We start from the raw sequence: 14,711 nt of genomic DNA on the forward strand, positions 1-14,711 counted from the left end.
CTGGATATGATTGTATTGGAAGAGAAAACAAACCCTGATCCAACCTTATTTGTTGAAAAGCGCGACGGTAGACGCGTTATTTTTGATGTAGATAAGATTGACAAAGCTTTGCATAAGGCTGCGGAAAAAGTCATGGATGTAACCCCCTTGGTAGAAAAGCGTCTTAATACTCTAGTTGAACGTATTGTAGAAGAGATTCATAGTCGCTTTCCTCAAGGTGTAAAAATCTATGAAATCCAAAATATCGTAGAACATGAGTTATTGGAAGCTAAAGAATATGCCTTGGCAGAGGAATATATCACTTACCGAACTCAAAGGGATTTTGAGCGCTCAAAAGCAACAGATATCAACTTCAGTATCCATAAACTTCTCAACAAAGACCAGGCAGTTGTCAATGAGAATGCTAATAAAGATAGTGATGTTTTTAATACCCAGCGTGATTTGACGGCGGGGATTGTTGGGAAATCAATCGGTCTTCAAATGCTTCCTAAGCATGTGGCTAATGCCCACCAAAAAGGGGATATCCACTATCACGATTTGGACTATAGCCCTTACACTCCGATGACCAACTGCTGTCTGATTGATTTCAAGGGCATGTTGGAAAATGGTTTTAAGATTGGGAATGCTGAGGTAGAGAGTCCTAAGTCTATTCAGACTGCGACTGCTCAGATATCGCAAATCATCGCCAACGTTGCATCAAGTCAGTATGGAGGCTGTTCAGCAGACCGTATTGATGAAGTCTTGGCTCCTTATGCAGAAAAAAATTACCAAAAACACCTCAAAGATGCAGAGGAATGGGTTCTACCTGATAAACGCGAAGAATATGCTTGGAAGAAAGCCCAAAAAGACATCTATGATGCCATGCAATCTCTAGAGTACGAGATTAATACCCTCTTTACATCAAATGGACAAACACCCTTTACTTCCCTTGGTTTTGGTCTAGGAACCAATCGTTTTGAACGAGAAATTCAAAAGGCAATCCTGAACATTAGAATCAAGGGGTTAGGTTCAGAACACCGTACAGCTATCTTCCCGAAACTTATCTTTACTCTTAAAAGAGGACTTAACTTGGAGGAAGGTTCACCTAACTACGATATCAAGCAGTTAGCACTTGAATGCGCAACTAAACGCATGTATCCGGATGTTTTGTCTTACGATAAGATTGTCGAGTTGACAGGTTCTTTCAAGGTTCCGATGGGATGCCGTTCTTTCCTTCAAGGATGGAAGGATGAAAATGGAGTAGAAGTTAACTCTGGTCGTATGAATCTAGGGGTGGTGACGGTCAATCTTCCTCGTATTGCCCTCGAATCCGAAGGCGACATGAATAAGTTCTGGGAAATTTTCAACGAGCGCATGAATATTGCTGAAGATGCTCTAGTTTATCGTGTGGAAAGAACCAAGGAAGCCACTCCAGCTAATGCACCAATTCTTTATCAATACGGTGCCTTCGGACGTCGTCTTGGGAAGGAAGAAAGTGTTGACGAGCTTTTTAAGAACCGTCGTGCTACTGTTTCGCTTGGCTACATTGGACTTTATGAAGTAGCGACAGTATTCTTTGGCAACAATTGGGAAACCAATCCAGAAGCTAAAGAATTCACCCTTGATATCATTCGAGATATGAAACATCGAGTGGAAGAGTGGTCAGACCAATATGGGTATCACTTCTCTATTTATTCAACACCGTCTGAAAGTCTGACAGACCGCTTCTGCCGCTTGGATACAGAGAAATTTGGCTCTATTCCAGACATTACTGATAAAGAATACTACACAAATTCCTTCCACTATGATGTGCGTAAAAATCCAACTCCTTTTGAAAAACTAGATTTTGAAAAGGTTTATCCAGAAGCGGGTGCATCAGGTGGCTTCATCCACTACTGTGAGTATCCAGTTCTTCAACAAAATCCAAAGGCCTTGGAAGCTGTTTGGGATTATGCTTATGACCGTGTAGGTTATCTCGGAACCAATACTCCAATTGACCGCTGTTACAAGTGTGATTTTGAAGGAGATTTTGAGCCGACAGAGAGAGGATTTGCTTGTCCTAACTGTGGTAATAACGATCCTAAAACAGTAGATGTTGTTAAACGAACTTGTGGTTATCTTGGAAACCCACAAGCTCGTCCGATGGTTAATGGGCGTCATAAGGAAATTGCTGCACGTGTGAAACACATGAACGGTTCTACTATCAAAACAGCAGGACATGAAGTAAGAAGTTAGAAAGAAATAGAATGGGAAAATATCAATTAGACGATAAGGGCAAGGCCTTGGTTCAACGATTTCACGAAAAACATTCAAAGGGTGGAGTCAATAAGAAAGACCGAGTGGCTATACTTAGAGAACAATATTTAAACAAAAACAAGAAAAAGTGAGAGTTGCCTCTCGCTTTTCTCTTAGTAGGAGGTAAAAATGATACTACGCAGACCAACATTAGCAGATAAAGAAACAGTTTTAGAGATGATGGCAGAGTTTGAACAGAGCCAGTCAGCCCATGATGGCGGATTTTGGGATGCTGAGAATTTTGTTTATGAAGAGTGGTTGGAAAGTAATCAGAATCATGAAATGGGGATTAATTTGCCTGAAGGGTGGGTGCCTGATATTCAGTTAGTTGCTTTTGCAAAAGATGGTAAAGCAGTTGGATTCCTCAACCTTCGATTGCGTCTCAATGACTTCTTATTGGAAGAAGGTGGTCATATTGGCTATTCCATCCGACCGTCTGAAAGAGGCAAAGGTTATGCCAAGGAAGCTCTCCGTCAGGGCTTGCAAGTTGCTAAAGAAAAGAACATCCATCGTGCTCTGGTGACTTGTAGCACAGAAAATCCAGCAAGCCGAGCTGTTATCTTAGCTAATGGTGGGGTGTTTGAGGATGTTCGCAATGGTGTAGAACGTTACTGGATAGAGTTGGAGTAGAAAGCATGACATGGAATACACCAAAACCAGGCGAGTGGAAGAGTGAGGAGCTTAGTCAAGGGCGTATCATTGACTATAAGGCTTTTAACTTTAAACAGTAGATGTTGTTAAACGAACTTGTGGCTATCTTGGAAACCCACAAGCTCGGCCGATGGTCAACGGACGTCATAAGGAAATTGCTGCGCGTGTCAAACACATGAACGGTTCTACTATCAAAACAGCAGGACATGAAGTAAGAAATTAGAAAGAGAGTGGGAAAATATCAATTAGACGATAAAGGTAAGGCCTTGGTCCAACGATTCCAAGAAAAGCATTCGAAAGGTGGAAGCAGCAAAAAAGACCGAGTAGTTAGCCTTAGAGAACAGTTTTTAAACAAAAAACAAGAAAAAGTGAGAATTGCCTCTCGCTTTTCCTATAGCGGGGAGGGGAATATGGAACTACGCAGACCAAGATTAGCAGATAAAGAAACAGTTTTAGAGATGATGGCAGAATTTGAAAAAAGCCAATCAGCCCACGATGGCGGATTTTGGGATACTGAGGGTTTTTCTTACGAGAATTGGCTAGAAACTAACCTTAATAAAGAAATGGGAATAAACTTGCCTGAAAATCGCGTCCCATCAATTCAGTTCGTTTTGTTTGATGAATCAGGCCATGCTTTAGGTTTTTTAAATTTACGGTTGAGACTGAATGAGGGACTGCTGAATTATGCAGGGAATATAGGATATTCTATTCGCCCATCTGAAAGAGGCAAAGGTTATGCCAAGGAAGCTCTCCGTCAAGGTCTACAAGTGGCTAAAGAAAAGAACATTCATCGTGCTCTGGTTACTTGTAGCACAGAAAATCCTGCCAGCCGAGCTGTTATCTTAGCTAATGGTGGAGAGTTGGAGGATGTTCGAAATGGAACGGAGCGCTACTGGATAGAGTTGGAGTAGAAAGCATGACATGGAATACACCAAAACCAGGCGAGTGGAAGAGTGAGGAGCTTAGTCAAGGGCGTATCATTGACTATAAGGCTTTTAACTTTGTGGATGGAGAAGGGGTGCGCAATTCTCTCTATGTAGCCGGCTGCATGTTTCACTGTGAGGGCTGTTACAATGTAGCGACCTGGTCTTTCAATGCAGGAATTCCTTATACGCCAGAATTGGAAGAACAAATCATGGCAGACTTAGCCCAGCCCTATGTTCAAGGATTGACTTTGTTAGGAGGAGAGCCATTCCTCAATACAGGTATTCTTTTGCCCCTTGTAAAACGCATTCGAAAGGAATTGCCAGAAAAAGACATCTGGTCTTGGACAGGCTACACTTGGGAAGAAATGATGCTGGAAACTACAGATAAGCTAGAGCTTTTATCTATGATTGATATCCTGGTCGATGGTCGCTATGATCGGAGCAAGAGAAATCTTATGCTTCAATTCCGCGGCTCTTCCAATCAACGAATTATCGATGTACAAAAGTCTCTCCAAAGTGGAAAGGTAGTCATTTGGGACAAGCTTAACGATGGAAAAGAAAGCTATGAACAGGTGAAGAGAGAATGAAGAAAAAAGAGTTAATAGAAAGACTAGTATCAGAAATAGACTCGGGAAGAATTAGGACGCTAGGTATCTACGGCCACGGCGCTTCAGGGAAATCAACTTTTGCTCAAGAATTATACCAAGTATTGGATGCTGAAAAGGTAAATTTACTAGAGACAGATCCCTATATTACTTCAGGACGACAATTAGTGGTACCTAAAGAGGCACCAGACCAAAAGGTGACAGCATGTTTACCGGTAGCGCATGAGTTGGCAAGTTTACAAAGAGATATTCTTGCTCTGCAAGCGGGTATGGACATCTTAACAATTGAGGAACCCTGGAAGGCTAGTGAGGTCTTATCGGGAGCAAAACCAATTCTGATAGTCGAAGGGATGTCTGTGGGTTTTCTACCCAAGGAACTTTTTGACAAAACCATTTGTTTCTACACAGATGAGGAGACCGAATTAAAGAGACGTCTAGCTCGAGATACGACTGTGAGAAATGGTGATGCATCCTTTATATTAGCTAGTCAGCAGATGAGACGGGAGCAGTATCTACAATACTATAAAGAAACCGAGTCAAGAGCTGATATCTTGGTAGATCAATCAGATGATAAATTTCAAATTAAAACTAACATTATATAGAAGAAAAGACAGATAATCTAGCACTTAAATATGAAAATTTATTAAAATGGAATAAGAAAACAGTTTCATCTAAAAAATTTAAAAAAACCTGTCAAATCCCTTGCAATCGCAGGGGCTTTGTGTTATTCTATTATGGTGCTGTAAATTACAGCTTTAGCTTTGATGCAAGAGGTTGCGACACGCTCGGTTGCATTGCCACGCAACGCGCGTCGGTTTTCTTGTGGAGCTAGCCTATTATCTTAAATAGACGAAAAGGAGAAAAAGATGGCAAACAAAAAAATCCGTATCCGTTTGAAAGCTTACGAACACCGTACGCTTGACACAGCGGCTGCAAAAATCGTAGAATCAGCTACTCGTACAGGTGCACAAGTTGCGGGTCCAATCCCACTTCCAACTGAGCGTAGCCTCTACACAATCATTCGTGCGACTCACAAATACAAAGACTCTCGCGAACAATTTGAAATGCGTACACACAAACGTTTGATCGATATCGTTAACCCAACTCAAAAAACAGTTGACGCTTTGATGAAATTGGATCTTCCAAGTGGTGTAAACGTAGAAATCAAACTTTAATTTAAAGCTTGATAACTTGAGCATAAAAAACGCTCGTTAAAAACTTTTTGAATAAAAAATATAGAAAAGGAACTATTTTCTCATGACAAAAGGAATCTTAGGGAAAAAAGTGGGAATGACTCAAATCTTCACTGAAGCTGGCGAATTGATCCCTGTAACAGTTATTGAAGCAACTCCAAACGTTGTTCTTCAAGTTAAAACTGTTGAAACAGACGGATACAACGCTATCCAAGTTGGTTTCGATGACAAACGCGAAGTATTGAGCAACAAACCTGCTAAAGGACATGTAGCAAAAGCTAACACGGCTCCTAAGCGCTTCATTCGTGAATTCAAAAACGTTGAAGGCTTGGAAGTTGGTGCTGAAATCACAGTTGAAACTTTCGCAGCTGGAGATGTTGTTGACGTAACTGGTACTTCTAAAGGTAAAGGTTTCCAAGGTGTTATCAAACGCCACGGACAATCACGTGGACCTATGGCTCACGGTTCTCGTTACCACCGTCGTCCAGGTTCTATGGGACCTGTTGCACCTAACCGCGTATTCAAAGGTAAAAACCTTGCAGGACGTATGGGTGGCGACCGTGTAACAATTCAAAACCTTGAAGTTGTACAAGTTGTTCCAGAAAAGAACGTTATCCTTATCAAAGGTAACGTACCAGGTGCTAAGAAATCTCTTATCACTATCAAATCAGCAGTTAAAGCTGGTAAATAATAAGGAAAGGGGAATACAGTCAAAATGGCAAATGTAACATTATTCGACCAAACTGGTAAACAAGCGGGCGAAGTTGTTCTTAACGATGCAATCTTTGGTATCGAACCAAACCAATCTGTTGTGTTTGATGTCATCATCAGCCAACGTGCTAGCCTTCGTCAAGGAACTCACGCTGTTAAAAACCGTTCAGCCGTTTCAGGTGGCGGACGCAAACCATGGCGTCAAAAAGGAACTGGACGTGCTCGTCAAGGTTCTATCCGCTCTCCACAATGGCGTGGTGGTGGAATCGTCTTCGGACCAACTCCACGTAGCTATGCGTACAAACTTCCTCAAAAAGTTCGTCGCCTTGCACTAAAATCTGTTTACTCAGAAAAAGTTGCTGAAAACAAATTTGTAGCCGTTGATTCTCTTGAATTTACAGCTCCAAAAACTGCTGAATTTGCAAAAGTTCTTGCAGCTTTGAGCATCGATTCTAAAGTCCTTGTTATTCTTGAAGAAGGAAACGAATTCGCAGCTCTTTCAGCTCGTAACCTTCCAAACGTGAAAGTTGCGACTGCTACAACTGCAAGTGTTCTTGACATCGCAAATAGTGACAAACTTCTTGTTACTCAAGCAGCTATCTCTAAAATCGAGGAGGTTCTTGCATAATGAATTTGTATGATGTTATCAAAAAACCTGTCATCACTGAAAGCTCAATGGCTCAACTTGAAGCAGGCAAATATGTATTTGAAGTTGACACTCGTGCGCACAAACTTTTGATCAAGCAAGCTGTTGAAGCTGCTTTCGAAGGTGTTAAAGTTGCAAATGTTAACACAATCAACGTAAAACCTAAAGCTAAACGTGTTGGACGTTACACTGGTTTTACTAACAAAACTAAAAAAGCAATCATCACACTTACAGCTGATTCAAAAGCAATCGAGTTGTTTGCTGCTGAAGCTGAATAATCTAAGGAGGAAATATCGTGGGAATTCGTGTTTATAAACCAACAACAAACGGTCGCCGTAATATGACTTCTTTGGATTTCGCTGAAATCACAACAAGCACACCTGAAAAAACTTTGCTTGTTGCTTTGAAGAACAAGGCTGGTCGTAACAACAACGGTCGTATCACAGTTCGTCACCAAGGTGGTGGACACAAACGTTTCTACCGTTTGGTTGACTTTAAACGTAACAAAGATAACGTTGAAGCAGTTGTTAAAACTATCGAGTACGATCCAAACCGTTCTGCAAACATCGCTCTTGTACACTACACTGACGGTGTGAAAGCATACATCATCGCTCCAAAAGGTCTTGAAGTTGGTCAACGTATCGTTTCAGGTCCTGAAGCAGATATCAAAGTAGGTAACGCTCTTCCACTTGCTAACATCCCAGTTGGTACTTTGGTCCACAACATTGAGTTGAAACCAGGTCGTGGTGGTGAATTGGTTCGTGCTGCTGGAGCTTCTGCTCAAGTATTGGGACAAGAAGGTAAATACGTTCTTGTTCGTCTTCAATCAGGCGAAGTTCGTATGATTCTTGGAACTTGTCGTGCTACAGTTGGTGTTGTCGGAAACGAACAACATGGACTTGTAAACCTTGGTAAAGCAGGACGTAGCCGTTGGAAAGGTATCCGCCCAACAGTTCGTGGTTCTGTAATGAACCCTAACGATCACCCACACGGTGGTGGTGAAGGTAAAGCACCAGTTGGTCGTAAAGCACCATCTACTCCATGGGGCAAACCTGCTCTTGGTCTTAAAACTCGTAACAAGAAAGCGAAATCTGACAAACTTATCGTTCGTCGTCGCAACGAGAAATAATTTAAAACTAGTCGCTTAAGCAACTAGGAAATTCCGCCAGCTCGGTAGCGCTCCTTGTGAGCGCAAGCCGCTGTGGTACAAAATTTAAAGGAGAAAATATAAAAATGGGACGCAGTCTTAAAAAAGGACCTTTCGTCGATGAGCATTTGATGAAAAAAGTTGAAGCTCAAGCTAACGACGAAAAGAAAAAAGTTATCAAAACTTGGTCACGTCGTTCAACGATCTTCCCAAGTTTCATTGGTTACACAATCGCAGTTTATGATGGACGTAAACACGTACCTGTTTACATCCAAGAAGACATGGTAGGTCACAAACTTGGTGAATTTGCACCAACTCGTACTTACAAAGGTCACGCCGCAGACGACAAGAAGACACGTAGAAAATAAGGAGAACATAAATGGCAGAAATTACTTCAGCTAAAGCAATGGCTCGCACAGTACGTGTTTCACCTCGTAAATCACGTCTTGTTCTTGACAACATCCGTGGTAAAAGCGTAGCCGATGCAATCGCAATTTTGACATTCACTCCAAACAAAGCTGCTGAAATCATCTTGAAAGTTTTGAACTCAGCTGTAGCTAACGCTGAAAACAACTTTGGTTTGGATAAAGCTAACTTGGTAGTATCTGAAGCATTCGCAAACGAAGGACCAACTATGAAACGTTTCCGTCCACGTGCGAAAGGTTCAGCTTCACCAATCAACAAACGTACAGCTCACATCACTGTAGCTGTTGCAGAAAAATAAGGAGGTAAAATCGTGGGTCAAAAAGTACATCCAATTGGTATGCGTGTCGGCATCATCCGTGATTGGGATGCCAAATGGTATGCTGAAAAAGAATACGCGGATTACCTTCATGAAGATCTTGCAATCCGTAAATTCGTTCAAAAAGAACTTGCTGACGCAGCTGTTTCAACTATTGAAATTGAACGCGCAGTAAACAAAGTTAACGTTTCACTTCACACTGCTAAACCAGGTATGGTTATCGGTAAAGGTGGTGCTAACGTTGATGCACTCCGTGCTAAACTTAACAAATTGACTGGAAAACAAGTACACATCAACATCATCGAAATCAAACAACCTGATTTGGATGCTCACCTTGTTGGTGAAGGAATTGCTCGTCAATTGGAGCAACGTGTTGCTTTCCGTCGTGCACAAAAACAAGCAATCCAACGTGCTATGCGTGCTGGAGCTAAAGGAATCAAAACTCAAGTATCAGGTCGTTTGAACGGTGCAGATATCGCCCGTGCTGAGGGATACTCTGAAGGAACTGTTCCACTTCACACACTTCGTGCAGATATCGATTACGCTTGGGAAGAAGCAGACACTACATACGGTAAACTTGGTGTTAAAGTATGGATCTACCGTGGTGAAGTTCTTCCAGCTCGTAAAAACACTAAAGGAGGTAAATAACCAATGTTAGTACCTAAACGTGTTAAACACCGTCGTGAATTCCGTGGTAAAATGCGCGGTGAAGCTAAAGGTGGAAAAGAAGTAGCATTCGGTGAATACGGTCTTCAAGCTACAACTAGCCACTGGATCACTAACCGCCAAATCGAAGCTGCTCGTATCGCCATGACTCGTTACATGAAACGTGGTGGTAAAGTTTGGATTAAAATCTTCCCACACAAATCATACACAGCTAAAGCTATCGGGGTTCGTATGGGATCTGGTAAAGGGGCACCTGAAGGTTGGGTAGCACCAGTTAAACGTGGTAAAGTAATGTTTGAAGTTGCTGGTGTATCTGAAGAGATCGCTCGTGAAGCGCTTCGTCTTGCTAGCCACAAATTGCCAGTTAAATGTAAATTCGTAAAACGTGAAGCAGAATAAGGAGAAGGCATGAAACTTAATGAAGTAAAAGAATTTGTTAAAGAACTTCGTGGTCTTTCTCAAGAAGAACTCGCGAAGCGCGAAAACGAATTGAAAAAAGAATTGTTTGAACTTCGTTTCCAAGCTGCTACTGGTCAATTAGAACAAACAGCTCGCTTGAAAGAAGTTAAAAAACAAATCGCTCGTATCAAAACAGTTCAATCTGAAGCGAAATAATAGACTAGGGAAGGAGAAATTTCAATGGAACGCAATAATCGTAAAGTTCTTGTTGGACGTGTTGTATCTGACAAAATGGACAAGACAATCACAGTTGTAGTTGAAACAAAACGTAACCACCCAGTCTATGGTAAACGTATTAACTACTCTAAAAAATACAAAGCACATGATGAAAACAATGTTGCCAAAGAAGGCGATATCGTACGTATCATGGAAACTCGTCCGCTTTCAGCTACAAAACGTTTCCGTCTTGTAGAAGTCGTTGAAGAAGCGGTTATCATCTAATCAAACCTGAAAGGAGAAAACTGAAATGATTCAAACAGAAACTCGTTTGAAAGTCGCAGACAACAGCGGTGCACGCGAAATCTTGACTATCAAAGTTCTTGGTGGTTCTAAACGTAAATTTGCGAACATCGGTGATGTTATTGTGGCATCTGTAAAACAAGCTACTCCTGGTGGTGCGGTTAAAAAAGGTGACGTTGTTAAAGCAGTTATCGTTCGTACTAAATCAGGTGCTCGTCGTGCTGATGGTTCATACATCAAATTTGACGAAAACGCAGCAGTTATTATCCGTGAAGATAAAACTCCTCGCGGAACACGTATCTTTGGCCCAGTTGCACGTGAATTGCGTGAAGGTGGCTTCATGAAGATCGTGTCACTTGCTCCAGAAGTACTTTAATTTTCACAGAGCAAAAACAAACAAACACAGTCCCCTGGCTTAGCCAGGGTGCCCATTGGGCGTAAGAATAAAAGGAGAAAAAAATGTTTGTAAAAAAAGGCGACAAAGTTCGCGTAATCGCTGGTAAAGATAAGGGAACAGAAGCTGTTGTCCTTACTGCCCTTCCAAAAGTAAACAAAGTTATCGTTGAAGGTGTTAACATCGTTAAGAAACACCAACGTCCAACTAACGAACTTCCTCAAGGTGGTATCATCGAGAAGGAAGCAGCTATACACGTATCAAACGTTCAAGTTTTGGACAAAAATGGTGTAGCTGGTCGTGTTGGTTACAAATTTGTAGACGGTAAAAAAGTTCGCTACAACAAAAAATCAGGCGAAGTGCTTGATTAATCACGAAGGAAAGGAGAAGTATAATGGCAAATCGTTTAAAAGAAAAATATCTTAATGAAGTAGTTCCTGCTTTGACAGAACAATTCAACTACTCATCAGTGATGGCTGTGCCTAAAGTAGATAAGATCGTTTTGAACATGGGTGTTGGTGAAGCTGTATCAAACGCTAAAAGCCTTGAAAAAGCTGCTGAAGAATTGGCGCTTATCTCAGGTCAAAAACCACTTATCACTAAAGCTAAAAAATCAATCGCCGGCTTCCGTCTTCGTGAAGGTGTTGCGATCGGTGCAAAAGTTACCCTTCGTGGTGAACGTATGTACGAATTCTTGGATAAATTGGTTTCAGTTTCACTTCCACGTGTGCGTGACTTCCATGGTGTTCCAACAAAATCATTTGATGGACGCGGGAACTACACACTTGGTGTGAAAGAACAATTGATCTTCCCAGAAATCAACTTTGATGACGTTGACAAAACTCGTGGTCTTGACATCGTTATCGTAACTACTGCTAACACTGACGAAGAGTCACGTGCATTGCTTACAGGCCTTGGAATGCCTTTTGCAAAATAATATAGGAGGTATAACTAATGGCTAAAAAATCTATGATTGCTAAGAACAAACGCCCAGCGAAGTTCTCTACTCAAGCATACACTCGCTGTGAACGTTGTGGACGTCCACACTCAGTTTACCGCAAGTTTAAACTTTGCCGTGTTTGCTTCCGTGAATTGGCATATAAAGGTCAAATCCCTGGTGTAACAAAAGCATCTTGGTAATTTAAGATATCAAGGGCGTCAAAACTCCAAGTGAAAATAGGAAACTTGACGAAGAAACTTTAGTTTCTAGAAAAGTTTATCTTTTTCACACAGAGTTTAGCCCGGGTTCAGTTGGGCTTGCCAATTTGAACACGAGCTACAGCTTTGGCAAAAAAGATCAATTTGCTTTGGAGCATCGCTCCTGCATCAAATTGCCTATTTTTGCTCTTGCTGTTACGCTCTTTGTATCATGTATTAACTAGCAAGTGCAACTTGCAAACTACTAGTAAGAGGAGAAAAATAAAATGGTTATGACTGACCCAATCGCAGACTTCCTAACTCGTATTCGTAACGCTAACCAAGCAAAACACGAAGTACTTGAAGTACCTGCATCAAACATCAAAAAAGGGATTGCTGAAATCCTTAAACGCGAAGGTTTTGTTAAGAACGTAGAAATCATCGAAGATGACAAACAAGGCATCATCCGTGTATTCCTTAAATACGGACCAAACGGTGAAAAAGTTATCACAAACTTGAAACGTGTTTCTAAACCAGGACTTCGTGTCTACAAAAAACGTGAAGACCTTCCAAAAGTACTTAACGGTCTTGGAATTGCTATCCTTTCAACTTCTGAAGGTTTGCTTACTGATAAAGAAGCACGCCAAAAGAACGTTGGTGGAGAAGTTATCGCTTACGTTTGGTAATATTTAGCTCCCAATTTCTTTGTGACTCGTCGTTATCGTCTCTTGCCTAACCCAAAGTTATGCCTGCGAGACGATGCCTAGATTCACTTTGAAATTGAAACCTAAATATTCCTTTAAATCGAGAAATCGATTTAACCCCGTGAAAACTGGCCGACAAGGCCTGACAATTTAACAGGAGAATAAAAACATGTCACGTATTGGTAATAAAGTTATCGTGTTGCCTGCTGGTGTTGAAATCACTAACAATGACAACGTTGTAACTGTAAAAGGACCTAAAGGAGAACTTACTCGTGAGTTCTCAAAAGATATTGAAATTCGTGTGGAAGGTACTGAAGTAACTCTTCACCGTCCAAACGATTCAAAAGAAATGAAAACTATCCACGGAACTACTCGTGCTCTTTTGAACAACATGGTTATTGGTGTATCAGAAGGATTCAAGAAACAACTTGAAATGCGTGGGGTTGGTTACCGTGCACAACTTCAAGGATCAAAACTTGTTTTGGCTGTTGGTAAATCACATCCAGACGAAGTTGAAGCTCCAGAAGGAATTACTTTTGAACTTCCAAACCCAACAACAATCGTTGTTAGCGGAATTTCAAAAGAAGTAGTTGGTCAAACAGCTGCTTACGTACGTAGCCTTCGTTCACCAGAACCATACAAAGGTAAAGGTATCCGTTACGTTGGCGAATATGTTCGTCTTAAAGAAGGTAAAACAGGTAAATAATATTGAGTGGTTGATTTTCAGCCACCAATATCATTTCCAACTTTGTGCATAGCACACGATTTAAAACTAAAGAGGTGAAAACTGTGATTTCTAAACCAGATAAAAACAAACTCCGCCAAAAACGCCACCGTCGCGTTCGCGGAAAACTCTCTGGAACTGCTGATCGCCCACGTTTGAACGTATTCCGTTCTAATACAGGCATCTACGCTCAAGTTATTGATGACGTAGCGGGTGTAACGCTCGCAAGTGCTTCAACTCTTGACAAAGAAGTTTCAAAAGGAACAAAAACTGAACAAGCCGTTGCTGTCGGTAAACTCGTTGCAGAACGTGCAAACGCTAAAGGTATTTCAGAAGTGGTGTTCGACCGCGGTGGATATCTATATCACGGACGTGTGAAAGCTTTGGCTGATGCAGCTCGTGAAAACGGATTGAAATTCTAATAGGAGGACACTAGAAAATGGCATTTAAAGACAATGCAGTTGAATTAGAAGAACGCGTAGTTGCTGTTAACCGTGTTACTAAAGTTGTTAAAGGTGGACGTCGTCTTCGTTTTGCAGCTCTTGTAGTCGTTGGTGACCACAACGGTCGCGTAGGATTTGGTACTGGTAAAGCTCAAGAAGTTCCAGAAGCAATCCGCAAAGCAGTAGAAGATGCTAAGAAAAACTTGATCGAAGTTCCTATGGTTGGAACAACAATCCCACACGAAGTTATTTCAGAATTCGGTGGAGCTAAAGTATTGTTGAAACCAGCTGTAGAAGGTTCTGGAGTTGCCGCTGGTGGTGCTGTTCGTGCCGTTATCGAGTTGGCAGGTGTGGCTGATGTTACATCTAAATCTCTTGGCTCAAATACTCCAATCAACATTGTTCGCGCAACTGTTGAAGGTTTGAAACAATTGAAACGCGCTGAAGAAGTTGCTGCCCTTCGTGGTATTTCAGTTTCTGATTTGGCATAAGAAAGGGGATAAAATGGCTCAAATTAAAATTACTTTGACTAAGTCTCCAATCGGACGCATTCCATCACAACGTAAAACTGTTGTAGCACTTGGACTTGGCAAATTGAACAGCTCTGTTATTAAAGAAGATAACCCAGCAGTACGTGGTATGATTACTGCAGTATCTCACTTGGTAACAGTTGAAGAAGTAAACTAATTAAATTTTAGGGGATGTGCAGTATACCATCCCCTAAAACTAGATATAGTCATCTTTGATGACAAACGTATAGGCGAGTTGATAGGAGAGACAACCTTTTCTCTCTTATCGGCGCTAGCATTTTACAAAAGAGGAGAAAATAT

Annotated in this window: 26 protein-coding genes and 1 pseudogene; all 27 read left to right on the forward strand. The window is 41.4% G+C overall.

Annotated elements, in window-relative coordinates; genetic code table 11:
* Window positions 1–6 precede the first annotated feature (6 nt).
* The 27 genes and pseudogenes from nrdD to rpmD all read left to right on the forward strand — a co-directional run bounded on the left by nrdD (window position 7) and on the right by rpmD (window position 14,568).
* Window positions 7–2,214 (forward strand): anaerobic ribonucleoside-triphosphate reductase, encoded by a 2,208-nt coding sequence (gene nrdD, locus TZ96_RS00455; RefSeq protein ID WP_045762463.1) that lies wholly within the window; start codon window positions 7–9, stop codon window positions 2,212–2,214.
* 11 nt (window positions 2,215–2,225) lie between these two features.
* On the forward strand, window positions 2,226–2,366 hold the full coding sequence (locus TZ96_RS10815) for a hypothetical protein (RefSeq protein ID WP_045762464.1): 141 nt from the start codon (window positions 2,226–2,228) through the stop codon (window positions 2,364–2,366).
* A 37-nt stretch (window positions 2,367–2,403) separates the two neighbouring features.
* Window positions 2,404–2,904 carry a GNAT family N-acetyltransferase gene (locus TZ96_RS00465; RefSeq protein ID WP_045762465.1) on the forward strand — a complete coding sequence of 167 codons (501 nt, stop codon included), beginning with the start codon at window positions 2,404–2,406 and terminating at the stop codon, window positions 2,902–2,904.
* A gap of 5 nt (window positions 2,905–2,909) precedes the next feature.
* Window positions 2,910–2,996, forward strand: a pseudogene (locus TZ96_RS10530) (anaerobic ribonucleoside-triphosphate reductase activating protein); the annotation flags it as partial.
* Between the two features lie 339 nt (window positions 2,997–3,335).
* Window positions 3,336–3,836, forward strand: coding sequence for a GNAT family N-acetyltransferase (locus tag TZ96_RS00470; RefSeq protein ID WP_045762479.1), 501 nt, complete (start codon window positions 3,336–3,338; stop codon window positions 3,834–3,836).
* Window positions 3,837–3,841: 5 nt separating this feature from the next.
* Complete coding sequence (nrdG, locus tag TZ96_RS00475) at window positions 3,842–4,438, forward strand: anaerobic ribonucleoside-triphosphate reductase activating protein (RefSeq protein ID WP_045762466.1); 597 nt, start codon at window positions 3,842–3,844, stop codon at window positions 4,436–4,438.
* Window positions 4,435–5,058: a uridine kinase family protein gene (locus TZ96_RS00480; protein ID WP_045762467.1), complete on the forward strand. Its 624-nt coding sequence runs from the start codon at window positions 4,435–4,437 to the stop codon at window positions 5,056–5,058. The genes nrdG and TZ96_RS00480 overlap by 4 nt, the downstream gene beginning before the upstream one ends.
* A 264-nt stretch (window positions 5,059–5,322) precedes the next feature.
* Window positions 5,323–5,631, forward strand: a complete 309-nt coding sequence (rpsJ, locus tag TZ96_RS00485) for a 30S ribosomal protein S10 (RefSeq protein ID WP_001284513.1) — start codon at window positions 5,323–5,325, stop codon at window positions 5,629–5,631.
* An 82-nt stretch (window positions 5,632–5,713) separates the two neighbouring features.
* Window positions 5,714–6,340 carry a 50S ribosomal protein L3 gene (gene rplC, locus TZ96_RS00490; RefSeq protein WP_000160197.1) on the forward strand — a complete coding sequence of 209 codons (627 nt, stop codon included), beginning with the start codon at window positions 5,714–5,716 and terminating at the stop codon, window positions 6,338–6,340.
* A gap of 24 nt (window positions 6,341–6,364) precedes the next feature.
* Entirely contained in the window at window positions 6,365–6,988 is a 624-nt protein-coding gene (gene rplD, locus TZ96_RS00495; protein WP_000024549.1) for a 50S ribosomal protein L4, read from the forward strand.
* Window positions 6,988–7,284, forward strand: coding sequence for a 50S ribosomal protein L23 (locus TZ96_RS00500; RefSeq protein WP_001055347.1), 297 nt, complete (start codon window positions 6,988–6,990; stop codon window positions 7,282–7,284). The genes rplD and TZ96_RS00500 overlap by 1 nt, the downstream gene beginning before the upstream one ends.
* Before the next feature lie 17 nt (window positions 7,285–7,301).
* The gene (rplB, locus tag TZ96_RS00505) at window positions 7,302–8,135 is read left to right on the forward strand and encodes a 50S ribosomal protein L2 (protein WP_000512914.1); all 834 of its coding nucleotides are present in this window, start codon (window positions 7,302–7,304) and stop codon (window positions 8,133–8,135) included.
* Between the two features lie 104 nt (window positions 8,136–8,239).
* Entirely contained in the window at window positions 8,240–8,521 is a 282-nt protein-coding gene (gene rpsS, locus TZ96_RS00510; protein WP_000533766.1) for a 30S ribosomal protein S19, read from the forward strand.
* An 11-nt stretch (window positions 8,522–8,532) separates the two neighbouring features.
* On the forward strand, window positions 8,533–8,877 hold the full coding sequence (rplV, locus tag TZ96_RS00515; RefSeq protein WP_000818137.1) for a 50S ribosomal protein L22: 345 nt from the start codon (window positions 8,533–8,535) through the stop codon (window positions 8,875–8,877).
* A 12-nt stretch (window positions 8,878–8,889) separates the two neighbouring features.
* A complete protein-coding gene (gene rpsC / locus TZ96_RS00520) occupies window positions 8,890–9,543 on the forward strand; it encodes a 30S ribosomal protein S3 (RefSeq protein WP_000529936.1) in 654 nt (217 codons plus the stop codon).
* 3 nt (window positions 9,544–9,546) lie between these two features.
* Entirely contained in the window at window positions 9,547–9,960 is a 414-nt protein-coding gene (rplP, locus tag TZ96_RS00525) for a 50S ribosomal protein L16 (protein WP_000960948.1), read from the forward strand.
* Window positions 9,961–9,969: 9 nt separating this feature from the next.
* Window positions 9,970–10,176 carry a 50S ribosomal protein L29 gene (gene rpmC / locus TZ96_RS00530; RefSeq protein WP_000772918.1) on the forward strand — a complete coding sequence of 69 codons (207 nt, stop codon included), beginning with the start codon at window positions 9,970–9,972 and terminating at the stop codon, window positions 10,174–10,176.
* 24 nt (window positions 10,177–10,200) lie between these two features.
* Complete coding sequence (gene rpsQ / locus TZ96_RS00535) at window positions 10,201–10,461, forward strand: 30S ribosomal protein S17 (RefSeq protein ID WP_000440801.1); 261 nt, start codon at window positions 10,201–10,203, stop codon at window positions 10,459–10,461.
* 25 nt (window positions 10,462–10,486) lie between these two features.
* Window positions 10,487–10,855, forward strand: a complete 369-nt coding sequence (gene rplN, locus TZ96_RS00540) for a 50S ribosomal protein L14 (RefSeq protein WP_000616548.1) — start codon at window positions 10,487–10,489, stop codon at window positions 10,853–10,855.
* 83 nt (window positions 10,856–10,938) lie between these two features.
* Window positions 10,939–11,244 carry a 50S ribosomal protein L24 gene (gene rplX / locus TZ96_RS00545; protein ID WP_000497691.1) on the forward strand — a complete coding sequence of 102 codons (306 nt, stop codon included), beginning with the start codon at window positions 10,939–10,941 and terminating at the stop codon, window positions 11,242–11,244.
* Window positions 11,245–11,267: 23 nt separating this feature from the next.
* On the forward strand, window positions 11,268–11,810 hold the full coding sequence (gene rplE / locus TZ96_RS00550) for a 50S ribosomal protein L5 (RefSeq protein WP_000013542.1): 543 nt from the start codon (window positions 11,268–11,270) through the stop codon (window positions 11,808–11,810).
* A gap of 17 nt (window positions 11,811–11,827) precedes the next feature.
* Window positions 11,828–12,013, forward strand: a complete 186-nt coding sequence (locus tag TZ96_RS00555; RefSeq protein ID WP_001085699.1) for a type Z 30S ribosomal protein S14 — start codon at window positions 11,828–11,830, stop codon at window positions 12,011–12,013.
* Window positions 12,014–12,297: 284 nt separating this feature from the next.
* Window positions 12,298–12,696, forward strand: coding sequence for a 30S ribosomal protein S8 (gene rpsH, locus TZ96_RS00560; RefSeq protein ID WP_000245504.1), 399 nt, complete (start codon window positions 12,298–12,300; stop codon window positions 12,694–12,696).
* 187 nt (window positions 12,697–12,883) lie between these two features.
* Entirely contained in the window at window positions 12,884–13,420 is a 537-nt protein-coding gene (gene rplF / locus TZ96_RS00565; RefSeq protein WP_000086625.1) for a 50S ribosomal protein L6, read from the forward strand.
* Between the two features lie 83 nt (window positions 13,421–13,503).
* Window positions 13,504–13,860, forward strand: a complete 357-nt coding sequence (gene rplR, locus TZ96_RS00570; RefSeq protein WP_000624044.1) for a 50S ribosomal protein L18 — start codon at window positions 13,504–13,506, stop codon at window positions 13,858–13,860.
* A gap of 17 nt (window positions 13,861–13,877) precedes the next feature.
* Window positions 13,878–14,372: a 30S ribosomal protein S5 gene (gene rpsE, locus TZ96_RS00575; RefSeq protein WP_000874203.1), complete on the forward strand. Its 495-nt coding sequence runs from the start codon at window positions 13,878–13,880 to the stop codon at window positions 14,370–14,372.
* Between the two features lie 13 nt (window positions 14,373–14,385).
* On the forward strand, window positions 14,386–14,568 hold the full coding sequence (gene rpmD / locus TZ96_RS00580) for a 50S ribosomal protein L30 (protein WP_000057243.1): 183 nt from the start codon (window positions 14,386–14,388) through the stop codon (window positions 14,566–14,568).
* Window positions 14,569–14,711: the final 143 nt, after the last annotated feature.

Source organism: Streptococcus infantis (genome assembly GCF_000963255.1).
Taxonomy (GTDB): Bacteria; Bacillota; Bacilli; order Lactobacillales; family Streptococcaceae; genus Streptococcus; species Streptococcus nidrosiense.